Annotated in this window: 15 protein-coding genes and 1 pseudogene; 7 read left to right on the top strand and 9 right to left on the bottom strand. The window is 53.4% G+C overall.

Going from position 1 to position 15,735, the window contains the following annotated elements:
- Positions 1-36: 36 nt before the first annotated feature.
- Positions 37-960: pseudogene (locus EIP93_RS14760) on the top strand (carbohydrate kinase family protein); the annotation flags it as partial.
- Positions 961-1,185: 225 nt separating this feature from the next.
- Here EIP93_RS14760 and EIP93_RS14755 read toward each other — a convergent pair.
- The 3 genes from EIP93_RS14755 to EIP93_RS14745 form a co-directional block, all read right to left on the bottom strand.
- On the bottom strand, positions 1,186-2,214 hold the full coding sequence (locus EIP93_RS14755) for a 2-hydroxyacid dehydrogenase (RefSeq protein WP_125232915.1): 1,029 nt from the start codon (positions 2,212-2,214) through the stop codon (positions 1,186-1,188).
- Entirely contained in the window at positions 2,211-3,758 is a 1,548-nt protein-coding gene (locus tag EIP93_RS14750; protein WP_125232914.1) for an FGGY-family carbohydrate kinase, read from the bottom strand. The genes EIP93_RS14755 and EIP93_RS14750 overlap by 4 nt, the downstream gene beginning before the upstream one ends.
- A 161-nt stretch (positions 3,759-3,919) precedes the next feature.
- Entirely contained in the window at positions 3,920-4,225 is a 306-nt protein-coding gene (locus EIP93_RS14745; RefSeq protein WP_029368079.1) for an ArsR/SmtB family transcription factor, read from the bottom strand.
- Positions 4,226-4,310: 85 nt separating this feature from the next.
- Between EIP93_RS14745 and EIP93_RS14740 the strand changes: the two genes are divergently transcribed.
- Entirely contained in the window at positions 4,311-5,399 is a 1,089-nt protein-coding gene (locus EIP93_RS14740; RefSeq protein WP_039506133.1) for an NADH:flavin oxidoreductase/NADH oxidase, read from the top strand.
- 388 nt (positions 5,400-5,787) lie between these two features.
- Here the strand turns inward: EIP93_RS14740 and EIP93_RS14735 are convergent, their stop codons facing one another.
- The 5 genes from EIP93_RS14735 to EIP93_RS14715 all read right to left on the bottom strand — a co-directional run bounded on the left by EIP93_RS14735 (position 5,788) and on the right by EIP93_RS14715 (position 11,239).
- A complete protein-coding gene (locus EIP93_RS14735; RefSeq protein WP_125232913.1) occupies positions 5,788-6,945 on the bottom strand; it encodes a trans-sulfuration enzyme family protein in 1,158 nt (385 codons plus the stop codon).
- Between the two features lie 45 nt (positions 6,946-6,990).
- Entirely contained in the window at positions 6,991-8,358 is a 1,368-nt protein-coding gene (locus EIP93_RS14730; protein WP_125232912.1) for a pyridoxal-phosphate dependent enzyme, read from the bottom strand.
- Between the two features lie 536 nt (positions 8,359-8,894).
- Positions 8,895-9,548, bottom strand: coding sequence for a hypothetical protein (locus tag EIP93_RS14725; protein WP_103862133.1), 654 nt, complete (start codon positions 9,546-9,548; stop codon positions 8,895-8,897).
- Between the two features lie 185 nt (positions 9,549-9,733).
- Positions 9,734-9,970 carry a hypothetical protein gene (locus EIP93_RS14720; RefSeq protein WP_103862132.1) on the bottom strand — a complete coding sequence of 79 codons (237 nt, stop codon included), beginning with the start codon at positions 9,968-9,970 and terminating at the stop codon, positions 9,734-9,736.
- A 108-nt stretch (positions 9,971-10,078) separates the two neighbouring features.
- On the bottom strand, positions 10,079-11,239 hold the full coding sequence (locus EIP93_RS14715; protein ID WP_103972504.1) for an IS30 family transposase: 1,161 nt from the start codon (positions 11,237-11,239) through the stop codon (positions 10,079-10,081).
- A 367-nt stretch (positions 11,240-11,606) separates the two neighbouring features.
- Between EIP93_RS14715 and EIP93_RS14710 the strand changes: the two genes are divergently transcribed.
- The 3 genes from EIP93_RS14710 (at position 11,607) to EIP93_RS14700 (ending at position 13,244) form a co-directional block, all read left to right on the top strand.
- Positions 11,607-12,164: an OsmC family protein gene (locus EIP93_RS14710; RefSeq protein WP_116361999.1), complete on the top strand. Its 558-nt coding sequence runs from the start codon at positions 11,607-11,609 to the stop codon at positions 12,162-12,164.
- 155 nt (positions 12,165-12,319) lie between these two features.
- Entirely contained in the window at positions 12,320-12,889 is a 570-nt protein-coding gene (locus tag EIP93_RS14705; protein ID WP_116362000.1) for a TetR/AcrR family transcriptional regulator, read from the top strand.
- 16 nt (positions 12,890-12,905) lie between these two features.
- Entirely contained in the window at positions 12,906-13,244 is a 339-nt protein-coding gene (locus EIP93_RS14700) for a carboxymuconolactone decarboxylase family protein (RefSeq protein ID WP_016246488.1), read from the top strand.
- A gap of 29 nt (positions 13,245-13,273) precedes the next feature.
- On the opposite strand, the gene EIP93_RS14695 is transcribed toward EIP93_RS14700, so the two are convergent.
- Positions 13,274-13,603 carry a thioredoxin family protein gene (locus EIP93_RS14695; RefSeq protein ID WP_016246487.1) on the bottom strand — a complete coding sequence of 110 codons (330 nt, stop codon included), beginning with the start codon at positions 13,601-13,603 and terminating at the stop codon, positions 13,274-13,276.
- A gap of 219 nt (positions 13,604-13,822) precedes the next feature.
- Here EIP93_RS14695 and EIP93_RS14690 point away from each other — a divergent pair, with 219 nt between their 5' ends.
- Positions 13,823-14,929: an alkene reductase gene (locus EIP93_RS14690; RefSeq protein WP_116362001.1), complete on the top strand. Its 1,107-nt coding sequence runs from the start codon at positions 13,823-13,825 to the stop codon at positions 14,927-14,929.
- A 65-nt stretch (positions 14,930-14,994) separates the two neighbouring features.
- A complete protein-coding gene (locus EIP93_RS14685; protein ID WP_116362002.1) occupies positions 14,995-15,696 on the top strand; it encodes a DsbA family oxidoreductase in 702 nt (233 codons plus the stop codon).
- The last annotated feature ends 39 nt before the right edge of the window (positions 15,697-15,735 follow it).

Genomic DNA, 15,735 nt, shown 5'->3' with positions numbered 1-15,735 from the left:
GAATGTGAAGAAGCAGAATATGAACAAGGAGAGAGCGTGAGTCAATTTGATGCGGTTTTTGTTGGATTAACCATTCTGGATGTCGCGGGTCGGCCGGTGACCGGTTTGCCTGAAGGCGGCGGCGTCCACTTTATTGATGAAATTCGCCTTAACCCTGCTGGGACGGCCAGCGGTGCGGCGATGAACGCCGCCAAGCTAGGTATCCGCACGGCGACGGCGGCCTGTCTCGGTGAGGATGAAAAAGCGGATTTTATTCTGGCAGCCTATCACAAGCTGGGCATCGACTGCTCTCTGGTTCAGAGAACGACGGCGGCATCGACCTCGGCGACGATTCTGACCATTCGCCCAGATGGTGAGCGTCCGGCGCTACACTATCGCGGGGCATCAGATCACCTGTTCATCGACGAGCGGGATTTTGACGCCGTGTGCAATGCGCGTTTCTTACACCACGGCGGTACAGGGCTGCTGGCGAAAATGGATCAGGGGCAGAGCGCGCGTCTGCTTCGTCACGCCAAATCCAAAGGGTTGACGACCAGTTTCGACCTGATTGCACCGAATGCAGAGACGCTGTCGTTGCTGACACCGTTGCTGCCGGATGTAGACTACTTTATGCCGTCGCTGGAAGAGGCTGCGTTTATCTCCGGCCTGACGCAACCGGCAGAGATTGCGGCTTTCTTTCTCGATCGTGGCGTTGGCACCTGCATTTTCAAAGCGGGCGCGGCAGGGTCTTACGTGTTCAGCGAGGATGTCACGCTGCGCATTCCCGCCTACCGCGTGGCGGTATCGGATACCACGGGCTGCGGTGACAGCTACTGCGGCGGCTTTATTGCCGGTCTGGCGAAAGGCTGGGATCTTGAACAGGCTTGCCAGCTCGGTTCGGCAGTTTCTGGGCTGGTGGCTACCGGGCTGGGCTCCGATGCGGGCGTGATTGACTGGGAACAGACGTTGCGGTTTATGGCAGAAACCCCCACCTATTATACTCGTCATACTTCAAGCTGCATGTGCGTTGGCTGCATTCAGTCACCCGAATCACTTACTTGAGTAAGCTCATCGGGACTCCTTCTCTTGCCGCGTTACGAGGCGCATAAATGAGCCTCGCCCTATGGGTCAACGCCTTGCGTTGTTCAAAACGCTAACGTTTTGTCCTGCAACTCGAATTATTTAGAGTAAAGATCAGTGTTGAGTCTATTTCCATTCGTAAAGCAGCGGTTCGCCGCGAATGAATCGCTGTAGGTCGGCGGCGATCATCGCGGTGTGTTTCACCAGCGTTTCGCGTGTTGCACCGGCAATGTGCGGCGTGAGTACTACGTTATCAAATTCGGTAATAAACGGGTGATGACGCCAGAGCGGTTCGCTGTCATAAACGTCAAGTGCGGCACCTGCCAGCCACTTTTCGCGTAGTGCCGTGATCAGATCGGCTTCGACAACGACGGCGGCACGCGAGGTGTTGATCAGATAGGCATTGGGGCGCATGGTTCTGAGCCTGTCGAGGTTGACCAGCCCTTTGGTTTGCGGCGTGCTGTTCAGGTGCAGGCTGACGAAATCGGACTGAGAAAAAAGCTCGTCCAGCGTGGTTTTGCGAATGCCCGGTTCGTCGATCTCTTCGGCGGCAACATACGGATCCGCAATTAGCAGTTGCATACCGAAGGCGCGCGCCAGTTTCCCGACTCGATGACCGATACTGCCATAGCCGATGATGCCGAGCGTCTTATTACGCAGTTCGCCGCCTTTGAACACTTCATACGGGCTGTGCTTGTCTACGTCCCACACCACATCCTGACGTAATCCGGCCTGCGTCTGTGTCGCGCTGTGGGTTTCGCGCGTGAACTCTCCGCGTTTGAGCGCACTATGGGCCTGAGGGATGTGGCGTGTGGCATTCAGCATCAGCGCCAGCGTTAATTCTGCTGCGGCATCGGCATTGCGTCCGGGCGTGTAAAGGACCGGAATTCCCCGACGGCGTGCGGCCTCGATATCGATGTTTACTGGGTTGGCGCGGGTACAGGCGATGAGCCGCAGGTGAGGGCAAGCCTCAATGACGCGGGCGGTAATATCGTCATAGCTGGTGACGATAACGTCGGCGTTCTCCGCCAGATGAATCAGCGCCGCTTCGCTCAGTTTGGGCTGACCGATAGCCCAGCCGTCTACCACCAACTCCCCCAGCGCCTGAAAGGCATCAAGGCTGCCGCCATATTCTGCGGTAAATATGATTTTCATGAAGCAATACTTTCCTGTGAGGTAGGAACCGTGTGCGAGTGTGTTGCGCTGTGATGGTCTAATGCTCTAAGCGCCTGAGCCCGTGCCTGCCAGAGCGGCTGTAGCTGGTCGCGCAGTTGGCGAAAAACCGGAAACAGTGTCTGATACTGCCTATGGGCGTCGGCGTCGGGGAGAAACGTCGACGCCTGCGCGTTGGCGGCGGGAACCACGTTGGCGCTTTCTCCGACGGACAGGGCAGCAAGGCGAGCGGCACCGCATGCGCTGAGCTCTTTGACCGAACTGGCGATCACCCGCCGTCCGGTGCAGTCCGCGATGATTTGCAGCCAAATCGCTGAGGCCGCACCGCCACCAGCGATGTAGAGATCGCTGTGGGCAGGGTAGCCGCTGAGCGAATCGGTAATCGCGTAGGCGAGCCCCTCAAAGACCGCGCGCAGTAAATGCGCGTTGGTCGTGGATTGTTCGATACCAAAAAATCCCGCCCGTGCCGATGTGCTGTAAAACGGTGCGCGTTCACCATTAAGGTAAGGCTGATAGAAGACGCCGCCGCTGCCGGGTGGCACGCGAGAAATACGGGCGTTGATCGTCTGAAAATCGGCCTCGTCAGCCAATGTGCTCAACGCCCAGTCGATATTCGGCGTGCCGGACTGCATAGCGAACAGGTTGAGATAGTGGCCCGGCCAGGCGTGTGCAACAAACCGGGTTTGCAGGCTCACCTGCGTTAAGCCACGGCACACAATGCCGGTGCAGCAGGTGGTGCCGAGAATAGTGAAAATGTCACCGTCGTGAATAGCGCCGATGCCCAGTGCCGCGGCAGACACATCCAGTGCGCCTGCACAGACGGGAATTCCCGTGGGCAACCCCGTCTGTGCGGCGACGGCGTCGCTCAGCGTTCCGGCGATGTCATCGGGATAAAGCAACGGCGGAAAAAGCGGCCTAATCGCCTGTAAGTCGAGCTTATCCAGCACGGTTTTTGACAGCGTCTCGCTATGCAGATCCAGCAGCGACGTACCGGCGTCCGTCAGTTCCAGATTCGCCTGTCCCGTCAGTCGAAAACGAACCCAGTCTTTGGCAAAAAAGAAGTAATCGGCGTCGTTCAGCGCATCCGGTTGATGCTGTGTCAGCCAGCGTAACTGCTGCGCGCTGTTACAAGGGAGCAGGGGAGAACCGGTTTCCGGAAAGAGCGTCGCTTCCAGATTCGGGCGCTGTTTAAGCTGATGAACCTGTTCCGCTGTGCGGGTATCGCTCCAGAGAATGGCCTGCCGAATGGGTTGCCCGTGGCGATCGCTCAACCAGACGCCTTCACCTTGTCCGGCCAGCCCGATGGCGCGCACGCGACCCTGTTGTAGCAGCGGTGAAGCAGCCAGCGTTTTCAGGGTAGAGAGCACACCGTCCCACACATGAGACATATCTTGCTCAGCGTAGCCGGGCAGCGGAGAGTAGGTGACGGTGTTGGCTGACGCAATCAGCAGTTCATTGAACTCGGCATCGAATAGTACCGATTTGACCTTTGAGGTCCCGATATCAATGCCAATGTAGTAGTCCATCCACGCTGCCTCATAAAACCTGTATCAGCATCAGAGTAATGGAAAAATGGCGGTCGCTATATTCATAGAAATGCAAAGCAAAGCATCAATGCTGGAATAGCGGAGAGGTTGGAATCACGGAGGCGGTGCAATGGCGGAAAGGCCGCCATTGATGCGAAAAGTTACTCGGCGGGTTGAGACAGAATGGCGTCGAGCAGGCCGGGAAAGCGCTGTTGCATGTCGCTGCGGCGTAGTCGGTTGATGTGCGTAGTGCCGATGTTGGTGGTATGCAGCAGGCCCGAGTCACGCAAGACGCGAAAATGGTGCGACACGCTGGATTTCGGGCGACCCCCGTCAAGCTCGCTGCATGTGGCTTCTCCTTGCACGGCCAGACAGCGGACGATTTCCATGCGCAGGGGATCGCTCAAGGCGTACAGGACGCGCTCAAGGGTAAACTCATCGGGGGTAGGGTGCTTAAAAGGTCTCATGGGTGAATTATAGCGTCAGGGTTGTCTAAAATCTATTATTCGAATAATATCGAAATATCGAAGTAACCAGACAAGGTAGGAAATTATGTCCGCACTGTTTCAACCCTTTAAGCTGAAAGACATTACGTTACGTAACCGTATTGCTGTTCCACCGATGTGTACCTATTCCGCGAATGATGGCCTGATCAACGAGTGGCATCAGGTGCATTATGCCTCACTGGCGCGCGGTGGTGCTGGGTTGGTTATCGTGGAAGCGACGGCTGTTGCACCTGAAGGTCGCATCACACCGCACTGCACGGGTATCTGGAACGATGAGCAGGCGCAGGCGTTTGCCAAGGTTGCTAAATCTATTAAGGATGCAGGCTCCGTGCCGGGAATTCAGATTGCCCACGCCGGGCGTAAAGCCAGCGCCAATATTCCCTGGGAAGGTGACGATCATATCCCCGCGGGCGATTCACGCGGTTGGCAGACCATTGCCCCTTCCGCAGAAGCTTTCGGCGCGAACCTGTCCAAACAACCGCAGGAAATGACGCTGGAAGATATCGCCCGCGTTCGTGATGACTTTGTCGCTGCGGCTCGCCGCGCGCTGGAAGCTGGGTTTGAATGGCTGGAGCTGCACTTTGCTCACGGCTATCTGGCACAGAGCTTCTTCTCCGCTCATTCCAATAAGCGTAACGATCAGTACGGCGGCAGTTTTGACAACCGCAGCCGTTTTCTGCTGGAAACGCTGGCTGCCGTTCGTGATGTGTGGCCACAACACCTGCCGCTGACCGCCCGTTTCGGCGTGATTGAATTTGACGGCCGTGATGAAGAAACCTTGCAGGAATCCATTGAACTGACGCGCCGCTTTAAAGCCGCAGGACTGGATATGCTGAGCGTCAGCATTGGCTTTTCTACGCCGGCAGCGAATGTGCCGTGGGCACCTGCCTTTATGGGGCCGATTGCTAAACAGGTACGCGAGCAGGCCGATCTTCCAGTCTCTTCCGCCTGGGGCTTCGGCACGCCGGAGCTGGCTGAACAGGCTGTCGCATCGGGTCAGTTGGATCTGGTGATGGTGGGTAAAGCGCATTTGGCGAACCCACACTGGAGCTATCAGGCCGCCCGCGAACTGGGCATCGAACGCGCCTCGTGGACGTTGCCAGCGCCTTACGCCCACTGGCTGGAGCGTTATTAATCCCTGCTAACGATGACTGGCGGTGTTTGTTAGTTAAGACCACTGACAAACTTAAGCCAAATCGTATTGTTCATGGTATTTCTCCGCATGGCGTAAAAAATTATGCTGAGGTGAACATGAACGCCGAGTGAGCGACAGGACGTCGCGAAAGTCAGTGCCGCGTCAGGAACGCGTCACTGACGGCTCGAAAGGCGGGCATGGTCGCCGAAGGAACCGCGTTAGCGGCATAATTTCCGCCAAAAGCCTGGGTTCTTAGGGCGCCGGCGATTGGGCGCCCTAAGTCGGGCGTGGCATCAATGCCACAGAAAAACTCTGCTGCTTATCACGCACGAAACCTTGTCGCTTTCTTGCACTGGAATGTGTTCTGCATCAGCTAGGTTGTGTGCAGTTAACTCACTGCGTTCACATTCAGTGCCTGATACAGGTCATCAATCAGGTCCTGCACATTTTCAATCCCCACGGATAAACGCAGCAGCTGTGGCGTGATGCCTTTTTGTCGTCTTTTTTCCAACGGCACGGAAGCGTGGGTCATGGAGTAGGGCTGGCTAATCAGGCTTTCCACGTCACCCAGACTCTCTGCCAGCGTAAATAATCGCGTGCGCTTAATGACGTTACGCGCATAGTCCTCATCGCCTTTCAACCTCACAGAGATCATGCCGCCAAAGCCGCGCATCTGCTGCTGTGCCAAGCCGTGCTGCGGGTGACTCGGTAGCCCCGGATAGTAAACCTGCTCCACCTGCGGCTGGAGTTCCAGCCAGTGTGCGAGTTGAAGGGCGCTTTGATTGTGACGTTCAATTCGCAGCGCCAGCGTGCGGATGCCGCGCAGCGTCAGGAAGCTGCTGAATGGGTCGAGCACGCCGCCAATCGCATTTTGCAGATAGGCCAGCTGTGACGCCAGTTCACTGTTCTTGCCGACCACCGCCAGCCCGGCAATCACATCTGAATGGCCGTTGAGGTATTTGGTTGCGGAGTGCACCACGATATCAAACCCCACATCCAGCGGGCGCTGAATCGCCGGTGAAGCAAACGTGTTATCCGCCACGCTGATGATCTGATGCTTTTTAGCGAGCGTGGCGATGGCTGCCAGATCGGCCAGTTTCAGCAGTGGGTTGGTTGGCGTTTCAACCCAGATCATTTTTGTCTGCGGCGTAATGGCGTGTTCCAGCGCGGTGAGGTCGGCGGGGTCAACGTAGGTCACCTGTAATCCGGCTGTGCGTTTGCGGACATTTTCTAACAGACGCCAGGTGCCGCCGTAGAGATCGTCCACGGCCACAATATGGCTACCCTGATCGAGCAGTTCCAACAACGTAGAGCTGGCGGCCAGACCGGAGGCAAACGCAAATCCTCGCGTCCCACCTTCCAGTTCGGCAATCGCCGCCTCCAGCACCGCACGCGTCGGGTTGCCGCTGCGTGAATATTCGTAGCCAGTATGCTCACCGGGTGCGGGCTGAGCAAATGTGGAGGTTGCATAAATCGCGGGCATAACCGCGCCAGTGCTGTCCGGGATATAGCCCGCGTGAACGGTTTGGGTATCGAATTGAGGCATGGTTCACATCCTAAGTGATAAGAAAAGAGAAGCGTGAGCAACGTATCAGCGAAGCGTCTGCCGCCAGTGGTTCAGGACATCTGTACGCGTGATCAAACCGAGAAAACGATCGCCGTCGAGAATCACGGCGACAAATCCCCGGTCAAAAATTGCCAGCAGATCGTCAGGCGACGCCTCTTTTGGCAGCGTCTTGACCTGATCGGACATCGCCTCGCGCGCCGTCAGTGAAAAATGCTGGGTATCGTTTTTGAGACTGTTGAGCAGATCCCATTCATCGATCACGCCGACGACGCGGTCGTTGTCTAATACGGGGAGTTGGGAGATGTCGTAGAGCCGCATACGGGCATGTACTACGCTGAGCGTGTCGTCAGGTGACACCGAAACCGTGGCACCTTCATCGTGGCGATAGGTGATGAGATCGCGCAGGTCGCCGTGTGACGGGCGCGTGATAAGTCCTTTCTCAATCATCCAGTAATCGTTAAACATCTTGGACAGGTATTTATTGCCGCTGTCGCAAACGAAGGTGACGACCCGCTTAGGCTCGGTTTGTGCCCGACAGTAGCGCAGGGCGGCGGCCAGTAACGTGCCGCTGGAGGAGCCAGCCAGCACGCCTTCCTTACGCAGCAGTTCCCGAGCGGTGTGGAAGGACTCGGCGTCATCAATCGCGTAAGCGTGGGTAACCTGAGTGAAATCGGCTAGTGCCGGCACGAAATCTTCGCCAATCCCTTCCACCAGCCAGCTTCCTGCCTCACCATATTCACCGCGCTGTAGATAGTCCGTCAGAATCGAACCTGCGGGGTCGGCCAGCACAAAGGCAGTCTGCGGCGACACCTCGGCGAAGTAGCGGGTTAACCCGCCCAGCGTGCCGCCGGAACCCACACCGACGGCGACAGCGTCAATCTGTTCTTCCATCTGCTGCCACAGTTCAGGGCCCGTCGTGCGGTAGTGCGCTTCCAGATTGGCCGGATTATTAAACTGATCGATGTAGTACGCATCAGGTGTTTCCTCTGCCAGACGACGGGCATAATCCTGATAGTAATCAGGGTGGCCTTTGGCGACATCAGAGCGGGTTAGCCGCACTTCGGCACCGAGCGCACGTAGATGAAAGATTTTCTCGCGGCTCATCTTGTCCGGCACCACCAGAATCAGGTGATAGCCCTTCAGTGCGGCGACCAGCGCCAGACCGAGTCCGGTATTGCCAGCGGTGGCTTCAACGATGGTGCCACCCAGCTTTAGCCAGCCCTGACGCTCTGCGTTTTCGATCATGGACAGCGCCACACGGTCCTTAATCGAGCCGCCGGGGTTCTGGTTTTCCAGTTTGACGAACAGTCGGCAGGGGCCGGTATCAAACTGGGTGAGCTCCAGCAGCGGCGTATGACCGATCAGGTCGAGAACGGCGTTGGCACTTTTCATAGCATTTCACTCTGTTGAAAATGGTGGATGCCACATAGTAGATCTGCTGCAAATCGAAACTGAACGAAGTAAATCACCAAAGAATATGCATTTAAGTAATATAATATTCTGGTTGGCCGTAAGGATGTGCAGAGGCGTAGCGGTGCGGGCGTATAGACTGCCAACGAAAGGTTTAACAAATCGTGTTGTGGCAGTAAAACGCATTTCAAGGAAGAGATAGGGTGTCGTGCGTGATAAACAGCGGCATTTTTCTGTAGCACTGATGCCACGCCCGACGTAGGGCGCTTAGTTGCCAGCGGCCTAAGAACCCAGAATTTTGGCGGGGATTATACCGATAGCGCGGTTCTTTCGGTGCTTATGTCTACTATAGAAAAGGTTTGCGGCATCACATGCGTTTGGGAACCTAAGAGAAACCCTCATCTGGATTGGGGCAGATCAATTATGTCCGATCCTCGCTCTTGAGAGACCATCATAATCATTGGCGGAGATACCGACAGTGTCTATACAACTTCTTCGGGATAAGTTCAGGGGATGCGTTATGTTTTTGGGCAGCCCGTGACTTGCGGATAATTGCGACATACTAGATTGAGTTTGTTTTTCGGTTCGAAACCTTTATCCAGCATGCATTGCTGAACATTAGCGGCTTTGCGCAGCGTCGGCACGTAAGGCGTCGAGCCCAAAGGTTGCGGATAACCGCATTGATACATCACTGCCAGTGCCTGTTTGTCGTTTTCAACTTCATGAGAAAAATGCAGAGAGGACCCCACTTTACGCCAAGTAATTAAGGAAAACATGCTCACGCCGGAATCAGACTTAATCGGATGAAACCCTCTGTCTGCGACAAAAGGCAGTGCTTCTAGCTGGCTCTGACTCAAGGGGTGCCCCTGCTCTTGGTTGCGGCAGGCTGGTGTATCATGGTAAACACGAACGCTGCAAATTTTGAATCCGTCTTTACGGGTAAACCCCATATTCTCCATGCAGTGGTAATACAGAACGGACTCATTATCCGTTTTGGGGATATCGGGGCCGGGGAGTTGCACACCGCATTTACCCATCGCGACGCGTACGCCGTCGATATTCGTATCAGGACGCTGCCATTGTGTTATATCCGGTGCTGCGGGGCATCCTGTCAGCAGGAATACCGATGCCATCAGCAGAGGTAAAGTCACCAGAGTCGATTTTCGGAACATTAAAATCCCTTATTTATTATTGTTTCAGGTAGCATCCATACTGCCCGTATTGCTCCTCTGCAACAACATTGTTCAGGTTTTGATTCTCATTAATAAAAATTTCACCCTGCTTGAATTGACTCAGTCCCCACGTTCTATTCTGAAACATTCAGCTTCGCTGATACCAGGAATGCATTTTTCCGTTCTCACTTCTGCTTTTCGCGCTGAGTGCCCTTAACCCTTTCAGGAACGATATGAATTTTGCGGACGTTAACTTTCTCGCCAGTAAGTCTTTCAACCACCTCAATTGCGTCTGGATCGCCATGCCAGGCCATACAACTTAAACAATCGCCGCCACAATCAAGATTTAGCGTGTCTGGTGTTTTGCTCATTGGCTGGCCACAGGTCAGGCAATGGTTGATTTTCACTGGAAGTGACTTCATTTTGAAGTTTCAGATTAAATAGGTTCCATGTTGTCTAACATACCACTGCAAGGTCTGTTCCTCACTCATAACTGTCTGATGGGTGACAGGCAGCTTCGTGCTGTGAGTTCAACCGATGGATGCAACACACTTATTGAACCGCTCTGCGGGTGATTCATAGTCTAGCGTTTTTCTCGGCCTTTCGTTGAGCTGTGTGGCAACACTATTAAGTCTTTGCTGGCTGTGAACCGATAAGTCAGTTCCTTTTGGAAAATATTGTCTGAGCAATCTGTTCGTATTTTCATTTGAGCCACGTTGCCAGGGAGATTGAGGATCACAGAAATAAATCTGAATGTCTGTCGCTACAGTAAATCGAGTGTGGCTGGTCATTTCCGCGCCACGATCCCATGTTAATGTTTTATAAAGTTCAACAGGTAATTCCCTGGCTTGTCTGATGAGTGCAGATATAACCGTTATAGTCTTGTTGTCTCTGATTTTGGCCAGCATAACAAAGCGGGAATGGCGTTCTACGAGGGTGACAATATAGGAGTTTTTCGAGCCCTGGATCAGGTCACCTTCCCAGTGACCTGGTATGGCTCTGTCTGCAACTTCAGGTGGCCTTTCGCTTATTGGTATCGCATCCGGGATTGATCCTAACCCTTTTCCTTTTAGCGATGACGTTCTGGATCTACGAACCGCTCTTCCACTTCTGAGGCATTGCTGTAGCTCTTTTTTTAATGCCCCTCGGGTTTGTATAAAAAGCGTTTTATAAATCGTTTCGTGTGACACATGCATTTCCTGATTATCCGGATAACAGCGCTTCAGCCAACCGGCGATCTGTTCCGGCGACCAGTCCTGATGCATCTTCTCTGCAATGATTTTACACAATGCGGGGCTTTCAATTAGCTTGCAAGGTTTTGGTCTCAGAGAATTTTCCCACGCAGCAGTATCGGCTTTTGCTGCACGGTATTGTTTGGCACCTCCGTGCCTCCTGACCTCGCGGCTAATCGTTGAGGGTGCTCTTGATAATTTGGCAGCGATGTCCCTGATACTGAGTTTTGCTACCAGTCCTCTGGATATCTCCTCCCTTTCATCAAGCGAAAGCGCTAATCGGTGCCGCTTTCGTACGGGAGGACGGTAGCCACCTGTCTGGTGGATTGTGGGCATGATAGAAGAATGAAATCTGTCGAACATTCTGGCGATATCATGCAGGGAATCACCTTGCTTATATCTGTCCCAGATAATCGCCTTTTGTTCTGGTGTGTAGTTAATCCGAGTTCTTCGTTTCATGGCAACGTCCCCCTTGATTAAGGATAGCGTTGCATCGACCCGTTGAACTCACAGCCAATAACGGACATAGTAAGCACAACTGAGGTGCTGATAAACTGGAGTTGGTCGGTTGAAATCGACGTGATAACCAGTCAAACAGGGTTGGGTTTTCTGAGTTTTCTATTTATGTACAACAATATTGAGCTATTTGTGGTTAAGGCTGCTCAATAACATAATCAACGTGCAATAAAGTGTTTGTCGTGGCTGTCTGCACTCTTTTTCATAAAACAGTGGACAAGTCTAGCTTACGCCGCTAACCTACCTACTAGTTGATTGGTTATCGCTAACGATAACTACACTCTTTCCTTAAGAAATCCCTGGAGCCATTATGTCTATTACCGTTAAACCTTCTGCAGCCGCAAATGCTATCCACATGACCCGTGAAGCCGTACGCACTCAGCCTGGCCTGGGTAATCTGACTTTCCAGATGAAAGCCCGTTCCAACGGTGGGTTAACCGTTCGCACGGAAACCGGCGCCACTATTCAGAACGGTATTGTTGATGACAGCCGTGTGGGTAAATTCTCCAATATCGGGGATGAACCTGCAGGTTTACTGGGTACCGATACCGGGATGAGCCCGACCGAATACATTATGCAGGCGCTGGCGGGTTGTTATACAGCCACCCTGACTATGATGGCCGCTGAAAAAGGCATCGACCTTGACGGCATTGAGTTGGATCTGAATTTCGATATCAACCTCAATGGCTTCCTCGGTCTCAACAGCACTGTGCGTAAAGGTGCTAAATCCATTCGCGTTGATGTTCACCTGACGAGCAAGACTGCAAGTCGCGAGGAGTTAGAAGCGCTGGTCAGCGAAATGAAAAATACTTCACCTATCCATGACACGCTGGCTAACCCTGTAGAAATGATTACACGCTTAGTGTGAATAAATGATCTGATGTAAAAGACGTAACGATGCCATCACGAAAAACAGGATGGCCGTTACCATCAGGACAGAACAATAGTTAGTCAGTGATACACCTTGCTACCCCAAAAATGCAGGAATATAATCTACCAACTAGTAGATTATATGGAGCAATTATGACAACCATGACGCGGGAAAGGCTGCTCAGTGAGGCCGAACATCTGATGCGCGAAAAAGGCTATTCGGCATTCAGTTATGCTGATTTGTCTAAAATCGTCGGTATTACCAAGGCCAGCATTCATCACCACTTTCCGACCAAAGATATTCTGGGCGAAGAAGTGGTGATTCAGGCATTGGCGGATACTCAACGCGTGTTTGAACAGATTGAGGCCGCAGAAAAAACCGCAGCGCAAAGAATCGCTGCTTATGTTGACCTTTTTGCACAGAGTCATCGCGCATCACTGTTACCGCTGTGCTGTGCATTGTCCGCTGAGACAGCCAATCTGCCCAGCAACATCACTGACCAGACGTCGCGCTATTTCGATATGCAGATTGAGTGGCTGATGAGCGTTGTTTCACGTGGAATTGCTGCCGGTGAGATTGCGCCGCAAGGTGAACCCTCTGACCTGGCTTTGATGATCATTAACCTTTGCGAAGGTGCAAGCGTCGTGGCCCGTGCTACGGCGAGGCCAGAAGTTTTTAGTAGCAGCCTCAAATACATAAAGCTGCTCCTTAATACCCGTTAATCCGGAGATTGACAAAATGTTAGACTGGAACAATTACCGCACAGATTTAATGCAACGCTTGGGTGAACTCGGCAAGCTAACCCCGGATACCATGAAAGGCGTGGTTGCTCTGGGAAATGCAGGCAACAAAACAGATCTTCTGGGTGCTAAAGTTCGCGAACTTATTGCACTGGCGTGCGCAGTTACCACGCGCTGTGACGGCTGTATTGCCTTCCACGCTGACGCTGCCGTGAAAGCCGGCGCAACGGATGCGGAAATCGCCGAAGCACTGGGCGTTGCGATCAACCTTAATGCGGGCGCGGCTGTCATTTATTCAGCACGTACCCTGGATGCAGTAAGCCAGGCTCGCGGTTAAGCGTTAAATATTTCCTCTTTAAAAGGGCATTATTGCCCTTTTTTAATGTCCGCAATTGCCTGCGCATATACCGCAGGCGATTTCACACCCGGTATGCGTTTTACCAGTTGTCCTTCATGAAATATCAGTACCGACGGTAGACCCCATATTTCATATTTGGTCGTCAATACCGGCGCCTGATCGACATTGACCTTTCCTGTCTGGATATCATCATCGAGCCGTTCTACAAACAGACTGAACATCTCTTCGCTTGCCTGGCAGGGCGGACACCACGGAGCAGAAAAACGCACGACTGATATCCCCTCGTACTGTTCTATCTGCCGGAAATTATCTTCGTTATAAGACGTTAAGTTACGCATGTTGATGACCTCAATGAGTTCGCGGGCGTTTACGCAGGTGGCCGTTGCGTTAAACAAATATCGTAATGGTTTTCGTTGACCTACCTACTAGATGGTTGGTATAGTGCCAGCCATCAGATGTTTACGCAACTGCAATCCGACGATGTTCAGTCGGTGAGTCTGCCGGACGTTGTCATTCCCCTGTGGGGATAAACCATTTTTGTCTTTGTGAGGTACACGATGAGTAAGCTGTTCACCCCCTACAACCTGTCTGGCATGACATTAAAAAATCGTGTGATCATGGCGCCGATGACGCGCACCCGCACCATGAATGACGTACCGGACGAGGTCGTGGCTTTGTATTATGCACAGCGTGCTTCCGCTGGTCTGCTCATCACCGAAGGTATGCCTGTTTCAGAAGAAGGCCGTGGCTATCTTTATACTCCGGGCATTTACAATGACGCACACGTTCAGGGCTGGCGTAAGGTGACGAAAGCGGTTCATGCCAAAGGTGGCCGTATTTTCGCCCAACTCTGGCACGTCGGCCGTATGTCTCACACCACTCTTCAGCCGGGCCACATTGCACCGGTTTCAGCGGGCACCGTTCAGGCGGTCAATACTACTGTTTTTGCGCTGACCGAATCCGGCGAGCCGGGCCCGGTTGTGCCAAGCCAGCCACGCGCACTGGAAACCCATGAAGTGAAACGCATCACCGCCGACTTTGTACATTCCGCGCGTCTGGCGATGGAAGCCGGTTTTGACGGCGTGGAAATCATGGCGGCGAACGGGTTCATCTTTGACCAGTTCCTCAGCAGCGAATTAAACACCCGCACCGATGAATACGGCGGCTCCGTGGAAAACCGTCAGCGCTTCCTGCTGGAAACTATTGATGCCGTGGCTGACGCGGTGGGTAACAGCCACGTTGCCGTGCGCCTTTCTCCCTTCGGCCGTATTTATGACCTCGCGCCGTATGATGGGGAAGAGGAAACCTGGGAAGCCATCACTGACGCTCTCGGTCAGCGCGAACTTGCCTATGTGCACCTTTACTATCAGCCGGTGTACACCAAAGCCCCGCTGCCGGAAGGATTCCGCCGCCGTTTCCGCAACTCTTTTAAAGGCACCATTATCGCTGCAGGTGGTTTCACTCGCGATATCGCCGAACAGGCACTTGAAGCCGATGAGCTGGATTTAGTGGCGTTTGGCGTCCCTTACATCGCCAACCCTGATCTGGTCGAAAGAATGCAAAACGGCTGGCCGCTGGCAGAAAGTGACCGTACCACGTACTACGGCGTCAGTGGTTCTCCGGAAAAAGGCTATACCGATTATCCGGTCTGGCAGGCTGAATAAATCCAGTGCAGGCGCCGTTCTTCGGGAAGTTAACGCGTCTGTCCCACAATCCTTGAGGAGTCATCATGAAAACGCTTAAACCTACTCTCACCATTGATATCTGGTCAGATTTAGTCTGCCCGTGGTGCTGGATTGCTAAAAAACGATTTGAACAGGGGCTGAACAGTTTTGAGTTTCGCGATCAGGTGGTGATCCGTCATCACAGCTACCGTCTGGCTAGCGGTACCCCAACAATGCCTTTCAGAGAGGCCATCGTGAAAAAGCTGGGTAGCCAGCATTCGGCAGAACTGATGATGAATCAGGTGGAGACCGCCGGTAAATCTGAAGGCCTCACCTACAACTTCGACACCATGATGTTTGGTGATACCGAAGATGCGCACACCCTTCTGACTGCCGCGCGTAAAGCTGGAATAGCGGATGCCGTCGAAGAACGCTTTTACCGCGGCAGTATCACCGAGGGTCGCTCTCTCTTCGACCGTAATGAACTGGTTGCACTGGCCGTTGAAGCGGGCATGGCAAAAATCGACGCTGAAGCCGCTCTTGAAAACGACGATTTCCGTGCTTCCGTTGCCGGAGATGAAGCTCATGCACGCTCCATCGGCGTCAGCGGTGTCCCGGTCTTTGTGATGAACGAAAAATACGCTATCAGCGGTGCTCAGAGCGCAGATAACTTTTTGAACGCCCTGCGTCAGGTATGGGATGAGCAGCAAACTAAGTTTTCAGCCACTGCGGGTCAGACCTGCGGAACCGAAGGCTGCAGCATTTAGCCCGTCAACCGTCGGCACTGACCGTGCCGTCAACTTCTT

Origin of the sequence: Pectobacterium versatile (genome assembly GCF_003932035.1) — a bacterium.
Taxonomy (GTDB): domain Bacteria; phylum Pseudomonadota; class Gammaproteobacteria; order Enterobacterales; family Enterobacteriaceae; genus Pectobacterium; species Pectobacterium versatile.
Note: the sequence above shows the minus strand (reverse complement) of the source record. Positions and strands in the feature narration are given on the sequence as shown.